The 13,510-nt window shown below is 33.3% G+C and carries 25 protein-coding genes; 3 read left to right on the plus strand and 22 right to left on the minus strand.

What is annotated here, in order from left to right; genetic code table 11:
- Nucleotides 1-73: 73 nt before the first annotated feature.
- The 22 genes from ACIQ7L_RS16990 to ACIQ7L_RS17095 form a co-directional block, all read right to left on the minus strand.
- The gene (locus ACIQ7L_RS16990; RefSeq protein WP_400570669.1) at nucleotides 74-244 is read right to left on the minus strand and encodes a hypothetical protein; all 171 of its coding nucleotides are present in this window, start codon (nucleotides 242-244) and stop codon (nucleotides 74-76) included.
- On the minus strand, nucleotides 228-536 hold the full coding sequence (locus tag ACIQ7L_RS16995) for an HNH endonuclease (RefSeq protein ID WP_400570670.1): 309 nt from the start codon (nucleotides 534-536) through the stop codon (nucleotides 228-230). Before ACIQ7L_RS16995 ends, ACIQ7L_RS16990 begins: the two co-directional genes overlap by 17 nt.
- A 614-nt stretch (nucleotides 537-1,150) precedes the next feature.
- On the minus strand, nucleotides 1,151-1,693 hold the full coding sequence (locus ACIQ7L_RS17000) for a site-specific integrase (RefSeq protein WP_400570671.1): 543 nt from the start codon (nucleotides 1,691-1,693) through the stop codon (nucleotides 1,151-1,153).
- Entirely contained in the window at nucleotides 1,690-2,175 is a 486-nt protein-coding gene (locus ACIQ7L_RS17005) for an ArpU family phage packaging/lysis transcriptional regulator (RefSeq protein WP_400570672.1), read from the minus strand. Before ACIQ7L_RS17005 ends, ACIQ7L_RS17000 begins: the two co-directional genes overlap by 4 nt.
- Before the next feature lie 319 nt (nucleotides 2,176-2,494).
- Nucleotides 2,495-3,151 (minus strand): hypothetical protein, encoded by a 657-nt coding sequence (locus ACIQ7L_RS17010; RefSeq protein WP_400570673.1) that lies wholly within the window; start codon nucleotides 3,149-3,151, stop codon nucleotides 2,495-2,497.
- Between the two features lie 2 nt (nucleotides 3,152-3,153).
- The gene (locus ACIQ7L_RS17015; RefSeq protein ID WP_400570674.1) at nucleotides 3,154-3,552 is read right to left on the minus strand and encodes a hypothetical protein; all 399 of its coding nucleotides are present in this window, start codon (nucleotides 3,550-3,552) and stop codon (nucleotides 3,154-3,156) included.
- Nucleotides 3,545-4,420 (minus strand): ParA family protein, encoded by an 876-nt coding sequence (locus tag ACIQ7L_RS17020; protein ID WP_400570675.1) that lies wholly within the window; start codon nucleotides 4,418-4,420, stop codon nucleotides 3,545-3,547. The genes ACIQ7L_RS17015 and ACIQ7L_RS17020 overlap by 8 nt, the downstream gene beginning before the upstream one ends.
- 590 nt (nucleotides 4,421-5,010) lie before the next feature.
- Nucleotides 5,011-5,259, minus strand: a complete 249-nt coding sequence (locus tag ACIQ7L_RS17025) for a hypothetical protein (protein WP_400570676.1) — start codon at nucleotides 5,257-5,259, stop codon at nucleotides 5,011-5,013.
- Nucleotides 5,260-5,302: 43 nt separating this feature from the next.
- Nucleotides 5,303-5,500 carry a hypothetical protein gene (locus ACIQ7L_RS17030; protein ID WP_400570677.1) on the minus strand — a complete coding sequence of 66 codons (198 nt, stop codon included), beginning with the start codon at nucleotides 5,498-5,500 and terminating at the stop codon, nucleotides 5,303-5,305.
- Between the two features lie 172 nt (nucleotides 5,501-5,672).
- Nucleotides 5,673-6,095 (minus strand): hypothetical protein, encoded by a 423-nt coding sequence (locus ACIQ7L_RS17035; RefSeq protein WP_400570678.1) that lies wholly within the window; start codon nucleotides 6,093-6,095, stop codon nucleotides 5,673-5,675.
- Nucleotides 6,096-6,340: 245 nt separating this feature from the next.
- Nucleotides 6,341-6,547, minus strand: coding sequence for a hypothetical protein (locus ACIQ7L_RS17040; protein ID WP_400570679.1), 207 nt, complete (start codon nucleotides 6,545-6,547; stop codon nucleotides 6,341-6,343).
- Between the two features lie 26 nt (nucleotides 6,548-6,573).
- Entirely contained in the window at nucleotides 6,574-6,765 is a 192-nt protein-coding gene (locus ACIQ7L_RS17045) for a DUF3954 domain-containing protein (protein ID WP_400570680.1), read from the minus strand.
- Between the two features lie 74 nt (nucleotides 6,766-6,839).
- Nucleotides 6,840-7,202 carry a cell division protein SepF gene (locus tag ACIQ7L_RS17050; RefSeq protein WP_400570681.1) on the minus strand — a complete coding sequence of 121 codons (363 nt, stop codon included), beginning with the start codon at nucleotides 7,200-7,202 and terminating at the stop codon, nucleotides 6,840-6,842.
- Nucleotides 7,177-7,365, minus strand: a complete 189-nt coding sequence (locus tag ACIQ7L_RS17055) for a hypothetical protein (protein ID WP_400570682.1) — start codon at nucleotides 7,363-7,365, stop codon at nucleotides 7,177-7,179. Before ACIQ7L_RS17055 ends, ACIQ7L_RS17050 begins: the two co-directional genes overlap by 26 nt.
- Nucleotides 7,365-8,687: a replicative DNA helicase gene (gene dnaB, locus ACIQ7L_RS17060; RefSeq protein WP_400570683.1), complete on the minus strand. Its 1,323-nt coding sequence runs from the start codon at nucleotides 8,685-8,687 to the stop codon at nucleotides 7,365-7,367. The genes ACIQ7L_RS17055 and dnaB overlap by 1 nt, the downstream gene beginning before the upstream one ends.
- Nucleotides 8,684-9,655, minus strand: coding sequence for a DnaD domain-containing protein (locus tag ACIQ7L_RS17065; protein WP_400570684.1), 972 nt, complete (start codon nucleotides 9,653-9,655; stop codon nucleotides 8,684-8,686). Before ACIQ7L_RS17065 ends, dnaB begins: the two co-directional genes overlap by 4 nt.
- Before the next feature lies 1 nt (nucleotide 9,656).
- Nucleotides 9,657-9,833, minus strand: a complete 177-nt coding sequence (locus ACIQ7L_RS17070) for a hypothetical protein (protein ID WP_400570685.1) — start codon at nucleotides 9,831-9,833, stop codon at nucleotides 9,657-9,659.
- Nucleotides 9,834-9,936: 103 nt separating this feature from the next.
- Entirely contained in the window at nucleotides 9,937-10,221 is a 285-nt protein-coding gene (locus tag ACIQ7L_RS17075; protein WP_400570686.1) for a hypothetical protein, read from the minus strand.
- Between the two features lie 183 nt (nucleotides 10,222-10,404).
- Complete coding sequence (locus ACIQ7L_RS17080) at nucleotides 10,405-10,626, minus strand: RNA polymerase subunit sigma (RefSeq protein WP_400570687.1); 222 nt, start codon at nucleotides 10,624-10,626, stop codon at nucleotides 10,405-10,407.
- A gap of 13 nt (nucleotides 10,627-10,639) precedes the next feature.
- Nucleotides 10,640-11,227, minus strand: coding sequence for a sporulation sigma factor-processing peptidase (locus ACIQ7L_RS17085; RefSeq protein WP_400570688.1), 588 nt, complete (start codon nucleotides 11,225-11,227; stop codon nucleotides 10,640-10,642).
- Nucleotides 11,228-11,315: 88 nt separating this feature from the next.
- On the minus strand, nucleotides 11,316-11,564 hold the full coding sequence (locus tag ACIQ7L_RS17090) for a hypothetical protein (RefSeq protein WP_400570689.1): 249 nt from the start codon (nucleotides 11,562-11,564) through the stop codon (nucleotides 11,316-11,318).
- 38 nt (nucleotides 11,565-11,602) lie between these two features.
- Nucleotides 11,603-11,794, minus strand: coding sequence for a helix-turn-helix transcriptional regulator (locus tag ACIQ7L_RS17095; protein WP_400570690.1), 192 nt, complete (start codon nucleotides 11,792-11,794; stop codon nucleotides 11,603-11,605).
- A gap of 133 nt (nucleotides 11,795-11,927) precedes the next feature.
- Between ACIQ7L_RS17095 and ACIQ7L_RS17100 the strand changes: the two genes are divergently transcribed.
- From ACIQ7L_RS17100 to ACIQ7L_RS17110, 3 genes are all read left to right on the plus strand, one after another.
- Nucleotides 11,928-12,386 (plus strand): helix-turn-helix domain-containing protein, encoded by a 459-nt coding sequence (locus ACIQ7L_RS17100; protein WP_400570691.1) that lies wholly within the window; start codon nucleotides 11,928-11,930, stop codon nucleotides 12,384-12,386.
- Between the two features lie 12 nt (nucleotides 12,387-12,398).
- Nucleotides 12,399-12,833, plus strand: coding sequence for an ImmA/IrrE family metallo-endopeptidase (locus tag ACIQ7L_RS17105; RefSeq protein ID WP_400570692.1), 435 nt, complete (start codon nucleotides 12,399-12,401; stop codon nucleotides 12,831-12,833).
- Between the two features lie 261 nt (nucleotides 12,834-13,094).
- Nucleotides 13,095-13,283, plus strand: coding sequence for a hypothetical protein (locus tag ACIQ7L_RS17110; RefSeq protein WP_400570693.1), 189 nt, complete (start codon nucleotides 13,095-13,097; stop codon nucleotides 13,281-13,283).
- Nucleotides 13,284-13,510 lie beyond the last annotated feature (227 nt).

Below are 13,510 nucleotides of genomic sequence, written 5' to 3' on the forward strand. Positions count from 1 at the left end.
GACCACACCCCCTATAGAAATAACCTGTGTGTTACGTGAAGCTCCCCCCTCGGTCCCTATTAGACCTTAAAATTTATTTTTTATAGGGGGGAGTTTGGGATAAAGCTAACAAGGCGATTGATTTAGCCTGCATCAAAGAACAATAAGAATCTGTTCTATCTAAAGATTGTTCTCTTGATACATCAACAGTCTTATCGATATCTTTGATATGTTCTGTAATTGTTTTCTCAATCACTTCTTTCATCCCTCCTAATCAAATCACCATTCTCATCAAACATTACACCTTCAACAACAGGACTATTCTTCTCATGGTGCTCACGGTTGTGGCAATCCTGGCACAATAGTTCTAAGTTACTAAAGCTTAGTGCTATCTCTGGATCATTAATGTTCTCAGGTGTTATGTAATCTTTATGGTGAATTATCTTCCCAGTACCTTGGCACCTCTCACATAATCCGTGTCTTAGTTTGAAATATGATGCCCTACACTTCTTCCATGCTGTTGACTTGTAGAACTTCTTTGCATATTCCTTTGCCATCATCCACCTCACTTAAACAAATTAAAAACCGCTATCCAATAGGATAACGGCTTTCACAATAGACAAGTCATGTTTGTGTGCTTCACATCTCGTTAAGTTTGGTTAAGGTGTTTTCACGCCTCTCTCAATCGCTAAACAGTATATATCTTTCCCTAATACACATGTCTCTGCATTAGCGACTGAAAGAAGAGCAAAAGCCCTTCTCCATTTTCAAGGCAACATCATGCAAACAATTGCTGCGAATAACATGAAACGGCATCCATTCAATCCGCAACCATCCCTCATTTATCATGACAATCCATTTCCAAATATAAAGGAATATGAAAAATGTTTTCCGCCATTTCTCACAATACAAATATATCATGTTGAAAGCAAAACAACCGGCACATTTACGGCCAAAAAGCGGTCACGACTCTGCCATTTATTTTATTCTCTCTAACTATATCTTGCTCTTGTGTATTTCTCTCTAATGAGTTACCCATATCTTATATTTTGTGTAACTGCCCCAATCTCTGAATCCCTTGCCATACTTAACTTTATCAAACCTTTTATTTTGAGTTACACAACACGTAAAAAATGGGTAATTATAAAAAACAAAAAATAAAAAGATATCACTATATCTTAAATTTGGTCATTGCTTTATCCATTGCATCTTGGTTCACGCCTATGTATCTTAATGTCACCTTTTCAGATGAATGATTAAATATCTCCATCAACAAAGCAATATTCTTTGTTTGCATGTACATATGATATCCAAATGTTTTACGTAATGTATGAGTCCCTATCTCCTTTAATCCAAACTCCGCCGCTGTGTTTCTAAGTATTTTATAAGCCATACTGCGTCCAATCGGTTTATTTGTTCCCTCACGACTTTTAATCAAATACTCATTATCTTCTCTTTCATCGATATACCAACGTAATTCTCTTTTTAGTGATGGAGTTAATTGAATCCGCTTTTGCTTACCTGTTTTCTTTTCTCTCATTGAAATATGGCTACCCTTTAAATCACCAACTCGTAGCTTTAAAATATCACTGATACGTAAACCTGTATTAATTCCCATTACGAATAAAATATAATTACGTTCGTTCTTTTCTTTTAGATATTCTTTAATGTACTGTATTTGCTCTGGATCTCGAATTGGTTGAACGAAATTCATAGTTCATTCCCTCCGTTATGCTCTTCTGTTTCATACACTTCTAATCTAAGTGCAAAAGCTAAATTATAAAACGCTCTGGATTTCCAACGACGATAAGTACGTTCAGCCATTCCAATCTCGTTATAAACCATATAATCACATACGTCTTCTTCTTCTAAATAACGTTTATTGATAATATCCCTCTGAATACTTCCCGCACGCCCATTACCTAAACGGCTTAAAAATTGATCAATACGGAATGATATATTTTTAAGATATTGCTCACGTTTACTACGTTCTATATTTTCTAAGGCTACATCTTCTAATGGATTTCCTACTGTATTTGTAGGACCGTGATATCTCACTTCATATGAAGGCGTTACTTTCATTTCCTCTCGAACCATCCCAAACTGTTTATAAATACGTACTTCTTCAAGAAGACTTTCTAACTTTGACTGAGTAGCTGCACGATCTATTTTAGATAAGAAAGTTAATTGATTCATATATAAACGCTCCTTGTCTATTTTTTAAATACAAAAAAAGCGGACACCAAGCTACAGAGCAATATTGCTAATGCTCTTATAGTTCGATGTCCGCTGGTTCTTCCAGTAGGACTAAATATTTAATAGTTATTATCATGTCATTTTCTTATATTTTTTAACCTTGTAAAGAACCTTATTAAAAATACTAAATCTTATATCTCACCACTTTAAGGATAAAACCCTATTGAGTATCACTATGTATGGTGCACATTACATTTATATTTTAATATGTAAATATAAATGTAAACAGAAGTGTTTATGAATAAATCCTGTTGTAAATTTAATTGTTAATTGTTTGGCTACGGAATATGATATAATTTTTCTCAGAAAGAATTTTTTTCAAAATATCTTTTTTTCGATAAAAGCTACTATCTACCATTTCTGTATGACAAGTTAAAAAGATAACAATTGACAGATCCAAAATCTCATTAAATTTTTCCAAAAAAACATTTACATTTACCGGATTTTCAAAGTCATTCCTTTCTAAGATGGACTTTAAAAATTCGTTTATCTCGTCACCAGAATTTATATTACTGTGTACAAACAAACAGCATTCAGAATAAACTGCTTCTAACTTTTCATACGAATCACTGATTTCATCATTTTCTTCAATCATTTTTTTACCATTTTTAAAAAGTCTTATTACCCCTGTTGCATCTGTATCCTCCAGTTGTAACAAGGATCTAAAGAAGTTCTCAATATAAGAACGTAATATAAAATAATAATAACGTTGTGACTTTTGGCAAAGTGAATCTACTATAGACAAAGAATCTTGCACTAAACATTTAAGGTAATGTTTGTTCTCACTTGTGTCTTGCAGGCATTTAAAAAAAATTGTCCCATAGGCTATTTTCTGTAAATTGTCTGTGTTCCACGAATTCCCGGCTGCATTTAGTATTTCTAAAAACTTCTCTATATCTTTATCTATATTTTGCACAATTACATTCCCCTTAACCAAGAATCTAATTTATCATTAGCATTCTTTTTCTTATTTCTCTTAATTTTCTTGGTCTCCTTTGTCTCCTCAGCTTCCCTTGAATTATCAAAGATTACAGAATCGAAATAAATTAAAATAGACTTATCAATACTTCTAAACTCTTTTTCTTCTTTTTTAGCTAATGCTCTTCCCAATTTAGCAGCCACAAGCGTTCTACTTTTTATTACGTAAGGTAAGTACGATTCATCAAAGACATCACTTAAAAAAGAAACAATATCTTTGTTGTTTTTAAAAACTTCTTTTGAATAAATTAATAACGTAACAGTACCAATAGTATAATTTTTATTTTCTTTTTCTAATTGTACATGCTTTTTAAATTCTAATAATATATTATTATTCATTAGAATCATCCCTACTATTTGAAATTCCCTCTACCCTAGATAAAAACTCCTCAGCGACTTTTTCAATATCTTCTTTGGACTTTGTATATTTAGAGGAAATGTTCCCTTGATATCCAACCATTAAATCGTTTACTATTACAGTTGAATTTGTAAATATACCCAATTGAGAAACATTTGCATCAGATTCAAAACGTTTTTTTATTTCATGTGTTTTTTTAGTATCAAATCCTGGTTTCCTCATGGTATATACGATACCCAATGGAGTAATATCTATTTCCTCATCATATTTTAAGTTTTCTATCACATTTTTTAACATTTTTATCCCTAAAATAGAATATCTATCAACTCTTGTTGGAACGATGTAATAATCCGAAGCGTATAACGCTGCATCTGTATAAAAAGAAATAGTTGGTGGGCAATCAATAAAAATAAAGTCATATCTCTCTTTTAATCGATGTTCATTAATAAATTTATTCAACCTTTTAAATAATGATTTATTAGAAGTATCATCTTTAATAATATCTATAGTCCCACAAATCAAATTAATATTCGGTTCAGTATCAAAATTAAGTATAACCTCTGAAACATCTGGTAACTTGGGCCGCTCAGAAATAGTTTTGGTATCTTCAAAAACTTTTCTAATAGTGATTCTATGACGAAAATCATCCATATATTCATCTTCATTATCTGTTAGATCCATAATAGATTGAGTCGCATTAAATTGTGGATCTAAATCAATAAAAAGAATTTTTTTCTCCTTGAAATTTGCCAGATATTCTCCAATACCAATACATAATGTAGTTTTTCCTACTCCGCCTTTCATATTAATAAAAGAAATCACTTTACCATTCTTAGATTGATTACTCATGAGTTAAAGCTCCTTTATAAACATAATAAACATATTTTAACATATAAACCAATGTATTTTTACATATATTCTACTATCTTTTTCAAGTTTAAAACCTATTATTTTTGTAATCTTATATACTACATATTCATGTCTGATAGCCACCTCATATGCCATACTACAACTCAATAACTTTTATTTTCTAAGTATAACTTTTAATGGTTATAGTTCCTTTTCTACAAGAGGATTATTTTGTTTAAATTTACCTTAAATCGTATTCCGCCAACCTAACCACAAGATGACTTCCTGTATAATACAATTAAGTAATTCATAGGAGTGTTATTCATGTCAGATATATTAAGACTCGTTATCTTTATTGTTATTGCAATTGGTGCAATCATTAACTTATACCTAGAGTTTAAAAAACCTAAAAAAAGTATATTCTCAATAGTTTTTCTATCGATACTCCTAATTGGAGCCACAGGATTAATCAAAGATATTTTATCTCGACTTTTATAGACCCCTGAATAAATCTCGACATTCCGTCAATACTGTAGATATCTTTCTCCCTATTCCCTGGGGCGAGCGGTTAGCTTTTGCTAGCTGCTCTTTTATTGAGTCACCACATAAACTTCCGCAGCATACGATTTTCCTGCTAAATAATTATCGATAGAGAAGTAATCGTTTCTACATATATTCAATATCAATTCGTTTAATCTGTTAATTTCACAAGAATCATGATGTGTGATTGGCCCTAGCTGTTTGTATTGTCTTGCTCCTTCTTTCCATTTCACAATTACAACATCACTCTTTTGCAACTGATCAAATTGTTCTTGTGCTTCAAGCTTTACAAAATTCATATCCATTCTCCTTTTCTACAAAATGAAATTTTTGTATAGTCTTCTATTCGTCATCCAATGGAACCATACGCATTCGTTTCACACTATCACCGCATCGTTTTTCATAGATTGGAAAAGTCATATATCTAAGAAAATTTATCGACTTATTTGTTTCCTTATGGATCTCTGGGATAGTTCCTTCCGTGATGAAACGCTCTCCTTTATAAAGAGCGTATATCCTTTCCTTCCATGGAATATTCATCTCTCATTCCCCCTTCCTCTCAAACAATGTTTTTTCACATTACTTTCACGTGTATTTCACAAATATAAGAACTTCAATATGTTAAACTAATTACATCCTTTTCCAAGGAACTATATGCCGATATATAAATCCCTAGCTTTCTAGGGATTTTTTATTTAATAAGGATTTTGTATTAATTCCCCAATAGTTCCGGATTATCATAAATGTTTTTGTTAAAACCATCATCTAATCTATTAAGCCAAAAATTATTTAATGGAATCTCCCAATTAAATGGCTCAACTGATTTATCTATCGGATCCAAATACCATCCAACAGCATTATCTATAATTCCACCTGTTTCATGTTCTCTTACCGGGAACTGACCCATTTTTACGATATAAAATCCATCACTATCATTTTCATAAATTTCTTTACCGTCCTTGTCTAAAAAACCTGTAAAACCATCTCTTCCAATTAATTGGTACCCATGATTTGCGTTAAAGCATGGAGACAGTTTTTCTACCTCCCGCTCTTCTAATTGCTTTAATGTATAAACTTTCTTCTCAATATTCCCTGTACCAGTGTGTTTGAATGTATAACGAAACATATTTCTCATTTTCATTCCCCTTTTCTCTCAAATAACGCTTTTATATGAAATCCGTACACATTTTTGACACATCAACTACCACTATATCCTGAAAATTCGTGATAATATTAATTTGTTGAATATGCCAATTTTCGACATTGTACGACAATACTATCTCCCTTAGTGAATCCCTGTCCCCCAGGGGTTTTTCCTTTTATTCATTACTTTTTATTTCACTAAACTTTCATCCTGAACAGAATTAAAATTGTATTAGGTTATCTCTTCATATATCCTTCTGGATCCAATGCATAATCAGTACCTATATTCATAATTTCAATAAGGTCATCAGTAGGAATGTTTTCTCTTCCTGCACCTTGATTGATTTCAGCAACTGTTGCTAAAGCATTGAACACAAAATTGTTTCTAATTTTTTCTTGTTCAGGTGTCAATTTAAGACCCTTTAATTCTTTAGCACTTCTCATATAGCACGCCTCCAATTACATTTCTATTAAATCAACTGTGTTTTCCGTTCATCCATACGAGTTACTTTTCCACTTTTATATACAAACGATTGCTCGCCATGCCCAGTTGTCGGCGGTTCAATCGGGTGAATTTGTCCATCTTTCACAACATAAATCATATTTTGATCTAATGAAATTTCAGCTGTCATTTCTGTAATATTTTCTTTAATAATTCCCACCGAAACCACTCCCACATGTGTTATAATTACTTTGTCGAAGTAAGTCGAGAGTGGTCTCGGCTTTTTTTATCTGTCTACAAATATTGCACAACATTTTCTGGAACAAATGATTGTTCAAGTGATAGATGAAGCCGTATTGGAATCGACTCTTTTTCATCTCTTGCTCGCTTGCATATTTGTTCCGCTTCTTCCCAATCAAACTGCTTATCCTCCGCTCGTTTATATCTCCAAATCCCAATCGCATATTCTTCGAATAGTTCGTATCGATCATCAGGTGCGGTTGTTGGTTTCAACTCATCAATCGCTTTTACTTGGCGTGGTATTTTCACAACTACATCAGCAAAACGTAATTGTGAATTCAAACGATGGATATTCGCTTTCTTAGGATTGAATGAAACAACAGGTTCGACATCAAATATTGTTAATTGCTTTGGCATTGTTCTTTCCCTCCAGCACTTGCAAACTTGCTGTTAAAATTCCTTCAAGCTGCGTTAACGTTAATCGGTCTAATGTTTGCCCATTTATTTCAGATAACCCCAATCCTAGCAATTTACGGATAATGAACAATTTTCTTAGTTCAACTTCTTGACGTAATAACATCACCGTTCCTCCTGCTGATTATCGTATCTTCTCTCTAAATTAATGAATTTGCTGAACTCTTTAACAAAAGCAAGCTCTACTGTACCTACAGGTCCATTCCTTTGTTTAGCTAGAATGATTTCAATAACATCCTTATTGGCCGTCTCCGCATCATAATAGTCCTCACGATATAAGAATGCGATTAAATCCGCATCTTGCTCAATTTGTCCGTTCTCACGTAAATCAGATAACATTGGTCGTTTATCCTGTCTGTTCTCCACAGCGCGACTCAACTGCGACAAAGCGATTACACATACATTTAATTCCCTAGCCATCAATTTCAACTTGCGGCTAATCTCACCAATTTCTTGCATCCGATTCCCTTTGTGCTTTGGATCACCAACGATAAGTTGTAAGTAATCTACCGCTATTAATACTTTTTTATCTGGATATTTCCGTTTTAATTTTCGAGTCTTCGCATAAATCTCTTGCATGGTTACATTTGCCTTGTCGTATATTTCTAGTGGCAAATTATTAATCAACCCCATAGCTTGGCTAATTTTTTCCCAGTCTTTTATGTTGCAAAGCTTTTTAGGATTTTTCATTTTTGTCGCTTCAACATTTCCGGTGCTAGAGATCATTCGCTTGAGCAATTGCTCTTCTCCCATTTCAAGTGAGAAGATTCCAGTCGCCGTATCTGAACTTGCCGCATGATAGGCAACGTTTAACACAAATGCTGTTTTCCCCATTGAAGGACGTGCTCCAACAATGATTAAATCTCCCTCCTGTAATCCAGAAGTCATTCGATTAAAGTCGTTGTATCCAGTGTTTATACCTGTTAAATCACCAACATCAATTTGCATTTTTTTATACAAATCTACAAGAGTCCCTTTTAAATCAAACTCACTTGAATAACCTGTTTCCTCAATCGCGCTTAGTTCATCGATTGTATTGCTAATTGCGCTAATATCTTTGTCTTGCTGAAGGCGGTTATATAAGTTCCCAGCAACTTCTTGAGCATGTCGCATTTTCCATGCTTCTATCACCAAACCCTCGTGATATGAAAAGTTTTTGGTTGTTGAAACACCCTCGGCTAAATTAACCAAAAATTGAATGCCACCAATTTGGTTTATAAAACTATCTAATTTTTCAACTACAGTCACAAGATCTATAGGACTTTCAGCATCTTCAAGTTCTCTCATCACTTTAAAAATAGCTTGATGTGTTGGAAGAGAAAACTGATTTGGTTTTAACTGACAATCCTTTATCAAATCCCCTTCCATAAGGATGCTCCCTAAAACGCTTTGTTCAGCTTCTACATTACGAATGATATCGTTACTCATTGTTGCATCCATCCATTCTGCTGATTAAGCGTTGCTAATTCTTCGTCTGTAGCAATGTTTTGTTTCCAAGAATCTTGTTGCTGCAATACTTGCTTAGTAGACTCAGACATAACAACTGGTTGGTATGCTGGCTGTTGTTTTACTTGTGCTGTTTGTTTAGCACGAAATGCTTTATTAGCCACTTCAACATCTGCTACTGTTTTAAACCCTTTAAGATGCCAATCTCGTAAAATGGAATTTACGTAATTCATGTTTCTAGTATTATTTTCTAAAGCAATCTCCATAGCTTTAACAACTAGCTCTGCATTTAAATCATCTACCCATGCATGAATACCTTCTGCAATAAAAGGTGTAATGAATCCGAAGTTTTTTTCATAAAAATAAATTGGATTAACTTCAACAACATCATCGCGCGCTTCTTGTTGTTGTTCTTTTTCTTGTTCTTTTTCTTGTTCTTTTTCTTGTTCTTTTTCTTGTTCTTTTTCTTGTTCTTCTTCCTTGCTAGGGTCTTCTAAGCCCCTTACAAGCCCCTTCAAACGGACTGATAAATACTCCTTAATACGAGGAATTTTAAAATCTTGCTCTCGTTCTAATTGCAAACATGTTTCATAGAAATCTACTAAGAAATCCTGGTCTTTTACAGATTGAATTTCTTTTAAAACGCATTTTTCAATGTTTACATTTTTAATAGGATTGAACTTTAACCAATTGATTAAAAACAACTCTTTTGTTTTTTGGTTATAATTAATTTTTCCATACTCAGCAAAACGCTCTAGTAGCTTCATAACAGTTTCACGGTTGTATCCTGTATCAGTTTCAATAATACGAAGTGGAAGCTCGTAGATACCTGATTGAGACGTTTTACTGTTTGTCATCAAGTAAAGATAGAAATACTTTTCCTCCGGTGTAAGATCTAAAACAAATGAATCCTGCCAAAATGAAACGTGTACTGGTCTATAAACTGCCATATTATTCATCCTCCCGTTTACATATCGCAAATCCGTCCTCTATACGTAATAAGCGATAATTCTTATATCCTGTTGCAAGGTATTTCTTTACTAAATAAACAAGGTGCTGTTCTGATGTTGATTGCTGTATTAATTTAGGATTCAGCAATACTTTATGTACTGATTTGTCTAAAAGCATGTAGCACCCTCCGTTGTTATACCAATTCCGATTTGGTATAATTAACCTAAATTAAATTTGAAAAGAACTTTTCTTCTATCACTCTGCCAAGTGATAGATTTTTTTATTTATTACGAGTTACCAGTGAAGCTTTAACTCCCCTCGCTCGAAGGTCCGTGATTATCACACGATAGCTTTTAGATACCTCATGTTCTTCTTTTGCCTCACGAAGCATTTTAAATTCTTTTGTGCATCGATTAAGTTCATTTTCCCAGCGGTTTGCTTCTTCAATTGATTTTGCATTAAACATGTTATGGACACATGCTGCCATACAGTTTTGCAGTTTATTAGCAAATGAAAAATCACCTAGAAGAACAAGATCATGAAGACGATTATTTTTAGTTGTCATAGATTACACCTCTTTTCTTTTTTAGATTGATGCTGTACGCATCGTTACAACCAGAAAGGAGAATCATTTTTAATGGGATGGGGTAACAATCCTTTCTGGTCCTAACGACAAGCACAGTGCTTGTCCATATAATTAATAAAATGTTATAATTGCTTTATCAAAGTTTTTCTAAGCTACTGTTTCCTAGGCGGTAGCTTTTTCTTTTGCCCATTTATGTTTTAAAACAAATGATGCTTCAATAATTTTGATTCGAATGCCCACTAACTTCTTCTCTTTTCTCAATTCATCTAAGCTTTTATGATCTGCAAATGTTTTTGCTATTTTTATTTCACCTGTTAACTTTGCATCAAGACGAATTAGTTCTTTATACTCTTCCAAACTAGGATTCTTATAATCTACTGTCACTGTTACTTCCTCCTTACATCACTCTTGTTAACTTCAATAAACTATCAACTGAACGAACAACTACACTCTCTGAAATTGCTTTTCTTAACCAATTCCCTTTGACTTCCTCAAGCAATCCGCTATGTACACCTTCTAACGATTGAATGACACATTGAGTAGCTTGAATCATGTCATAAATCTCTGTAGCATGCTGTGCGTATTCTTTTTGCTTTGAGTCATCCATTTGCCAAGGCCTTGTTGTAACTTGCAATTTTATAATTTCTTTTGCTGCTCGAATACCATCTTCGGCTTGCTTAATGTAGTTCATCAGTTGTAAGTTCACATCACTTGTAAGCCTTGGATCTGTAGGTGGTAAACCGACACCATAAATATGTTTAATTGCTTGTTTGTTTAACGGTGCTGCCGTCGCATCACACCAATCCATTGCTAGTTCAAATGGAACTTGTGCTACCCCAGCTTCAATATTTTTCAAACGTTCATATGTAATTCCAAGATGCGCTGCAAGTCCTTTCTTTGTTGTTAACGTTGGATCTTCACAACATTCTCTGGCACCTCGTAATAACATACCTACCGATGAATTACAATATATGCTTGTTCCCATATTTGTTCGCCTCCATATTAAGTTGTTAATGTTTTAGAATCTTTAGTACATACATGACCTGTCTATTTTCTATGTAAAAAGAGAGGAACTAATCCCCGATATTTTCTTTTGTCTGTATTTCATCGATGATGGCCCAACCAGACTTATAATATGCTCGAAGAATTTTATCAATTTCCTTTTGTGGTTTCGGTTCAGGAGCCACAACATAAACTTTGGTCTTTCCAAATTCATAAGATGCTGCATATTCTTCTTGTTGGCTCATGGTGTCACCTCTTGAAGTGCTTTCTATATTTGTATGCTGCCAATCTGTTGGTACTGCCATTTGAGTTGATGACATTTTTTCACCCTCTTCCTCAACTTTTTGCGCACTATGGTTTACATGCGTTCAAAAAAAATATCTTCAACCTTTATATTTAGTGCTTTAGCAATTTTGATTGCAATAATGACACTAGGTTGTTTTTTCCCGTTTTCAATCTCTGATAAATATTGTCTTGATATCTTAACTTCTTTTGCTAATTTTTCTTGAGACATTCCAATCTTCTTCCTGGCCTGGGCTAAAAGATTCATTTAATCACCACCCCGATGTTCTTCATGAACCAATTGTAAACCAAAGTGCGCAAAAGTGTCAACCATGGAATGCAAAAACTTTATGGATTTACTGTAAACTATTGTTTACAATATTATATAAGGAGGTGTACATATGAATACACTTGGAAAAGTCATTTCAGATTATCGTTTAAAAAACAAGCTTTCACAAAGAGACTTCGCTACACTTTGTGATGTTAGCCACTCATATATAAATAAGCTTGAAAAAGGAGTAGATCCTCGAAGTGGCAAACCTGTAGAACCTACTTTATTAATGATTGAAAAAATCGCTAAGGCGATGAAAAAAAGTAAAAATGAATTATTAGAGGAGATTGGTTACCTAAATAAGCCTGGTCAAATATCCCTATCTTCCAAAGAAGAACGAGATATTGCACGTGATTTAGAAAAAACATTACAGGATTTAGAAAACAGTGAGGATGCCTTAATGTTTGATGGAGAACCAATAGACGACCATACAAAAGAAATGATTCGTATTTCTCTGGAGAACTCAATGCGCATGGCAAAACAATTAGCAAAACAAAAATTCACTCCAAACAAGTACAAAAAAGATTGAACGGAGCGAGAAATGGAAATTAAAGAATACGCACTCAAAATCGTAGAAAAACATGAAACAACAAATCCATTTGAAATTGCTAGACGAAAAAATATTATAGTGTTGTTTGAAGACCTTGGGAATACTCTTGGTTTTTACAACACATATAAACGCTTTAAATTCATTCATATTAATAATCAAATTGATGAAACTACTCAACGTTTTGTGTGTGCTCATGAACTTGGACATGCCCTATTACACCCAAAAGCAAATACTCCATTTTTAAGAAATAAAACTCTGTATTCTGTAGATCGGTTAGAGATTGAAGCAAATACATTTGCTGTGGAGTTGTTACTTACCGATGAAATAATTTTCACTTATAAAGATACTCATTTATCTATTCAAGAGGTCGCGGAGATTCACGGTGTTCCTGGAGGGTTCGCTCATTTAAAAACTTATGTTTGTTAAAAAAGTACGTGAATTTCTATTAACTTGTGGAGGATTATACTGAAGAAATTGAGAATTCATCTTTATCTCAACAATAAAAGTTCGTCCTAAAAGTTTCTGCTACTGAGTTGATTATGGTAACGGGAGTGACTTAAACAGACAAAATAAAACCGACGATATTAACTTATTCAGGTCTAAGATTGCAAACTATGATACTGAGCTAAAAACTCTATAATAGTTGACCTTAAATACTACAAAAACTGGTGAATAGGAGTAAAATTAATGAACACAATAATTGAGTTTATTGGAAGCGCCTTAAAAACATTGGGGCCATTAGCAATTATTTTTCCATTCATATTTGGATACATTTATAAAAATGACTTAGACATTATTTTTGAACAAAAACAAGGACGTTTTTTTAAAAATTTCGCAAACTTTATAGTTGCCTTTATTACTTTCTATTTCAAATAACATCGTTTACCCTATATGCTCTTGTCTCTGCTTTTTCTTTCTTGTCTCACCCTATTATACAGTTAATAGCTATAATCATTATTATTTTAGCCATATTAATTTATATCCTATATATTTACGCTTGGCCCTTTACACAAGTTGAGCAAACTAGGGAAGCCATGCAAAAAAAACGATATAAACTTTCAAAATGGATTATTGATACCTTTGAAAAGCGGCTATTATTTATA

This window comes from Bacillus sp. NPDC094106 (genome assembly GCF_044764345.1).
Lineage (GTDB): Bacteria > Bacillota > Bacilli > Bacillales > Bacillaceae_G > Bacillus_A.

Bases quoted from the DNA above. Each gene is read 5' to 3' on its own strand.
- ACIQ7L_RS16990 (WP_400570669.1), bottom strand. From the start codon at position 244: ATGAAAGAAGTGATTGAGAAAACAATTACAGAACATATCAAAGATATC.
- ACIQ7L_RS16995 (WP_400570670.1), bottom strand. From the start codon at position 536: ATGGCAAAGGAATATGCAAAGAAGTTCTACAAGTCAACAGCATGGAAG.
- ACIQ7L_RS17000 (WP_400570671.1), bottom strand. From the start codon at position 1,693: ATGAATTTCGTTCAACCAATTCGAGATCCAGAGCAAATACAGTACATT.
- ACIQ7L_RS17005 (WP_400570672.1), bottom strand. From the start codon at position 2,175: ATGAATCAATTAACTTTCTTATCTAAAATAGATCGTGCAGCTACTCAG.
- ACIQ7L_RS17015 (WP_400570674.1), bottom strand. From the start codon at position 3,552: ATGAATAATAATATATTATTAGAATTTAAAAAGCATGTACAATTAGAA.
- ACIQ7L_RS17020 (WP_400570675.1), bottom strand. From the start codon at position 4,420: ATGAGTAATCAATCTAAGAATGGTAAAGTGATTTCTTTTATTAATATG.
- ACIQ7L_RS17025 (WP_400570676.1), bottom strand. From the start codon at position 5,259: ATGAATTTTGTAAAGCTTGAAGCACAAGAACAATTTGATCAGTTGCAA.
- ACIQ7L_RS17030 (WP_400570677.1), bottom strand. From the start codon at position 5,500: ATGAATATTCCATGGAAGGAAAGGATATACGCTCTTTATAAAGGAGAG.
- ACIQ7L_RS17035 (WP_400570678.1), bottom strand. From the start codon at position 6,095: ATGAGAAATATGTTTCGTTATACATTCAAACACACTGGTACAGGGAAT.
- ACIQ7L_RS17040 (WP_400570679.1), bottom strand. From the start codon at position 6,547: ATGAGAAGTGCTAAAGAATTAAAGGGTCTTAAATTGACACCTGAACAA.
- ACIQ7L_RS17050 (WP_400570681.1), bottom strand. From the start codon at position 7,202: ATGCCAAAGCAATTAACAATATTTGATGTCGAACCTGTTGTTTCATTC.
- ACIQ7L_RS17055 (WP_400570682.1), bottom strand. From the start codon at position 7,365: ATGTTATTACGTCAAGAAGTTGAACTAAGAAAATTGTTCATTATCCGT.
- dnaB (WP_400570683.1), bottom strand. From the start codon at position 8,687: ATGAGTAACGATATCATTCGTAATGTAGAAGCTGAACAAAGCGTTTTA.
- ACIQ7L_RS17065 (WP_400570684.1), bottom strand. From the start codon at position 9,655: ATGGCAGTTTATAGACCAGTACACGTTTCATTTTGGCAGGATTCATTT.
- ACIQ7L_RS17070 (WP_400570685.1), bottom strand. From the start codon at position 9,833: ATGCTTTTAGACAAATCAGTACATAAAGTATTGCTGAATCCTAAATTA.
- ACIQ7L_RS17075 (WP_400570686.1), bottom strand. From the start codon at position 10,221: ATGACAACTAAAAATAATCGTCTTCATGATCTTGTTCTTCTAGGTGAT.
- ACIQ7L_RS17085 (WP_400570688.1), bottom strand. From the start codon at position 11,227: ATGGGAACAAGCATATATTGTAATTCATCGGTAGGTATGTTATTACGA.
- ACIQ7L_RS17090 (WP_400570689.1), bottom strand. From the start codon at position 11,564: ATGTCATCAACTCAAATGGCAGTACCAACAGATTGGCAGCATACAAAT.
- ACIQ7L_RS17095 (WP_400570690.1), bottom strand. From the start codon at position 11,794: ATGAATCTTTTAGCCCAGGCCAGGAAGAAGATTGGAATGTCTCAAGAA.
- ACIQ7L_RS17100 (WP_400570691.1), top strand. From the start codon at position 11,928: ATGAATACACTTGGAAAAGTCATTTCAGATTATCGTTTAAAAAACAAG.
- ACIQ7L_RS17105 (WP_400570692.1), top strand. From the start codon at position 12,399: ATGGAAATTAAAGAATACGCACTCAAAATCGTAGAAAAACATGAAACA.
- ACIQ7L_RS17110 (WP_400570693.1), top strand. From the start codon at position 13,095: ATGAACACAATAATTGAGTTTATTGGAAGCGCCTTAAAAACATTGGGG.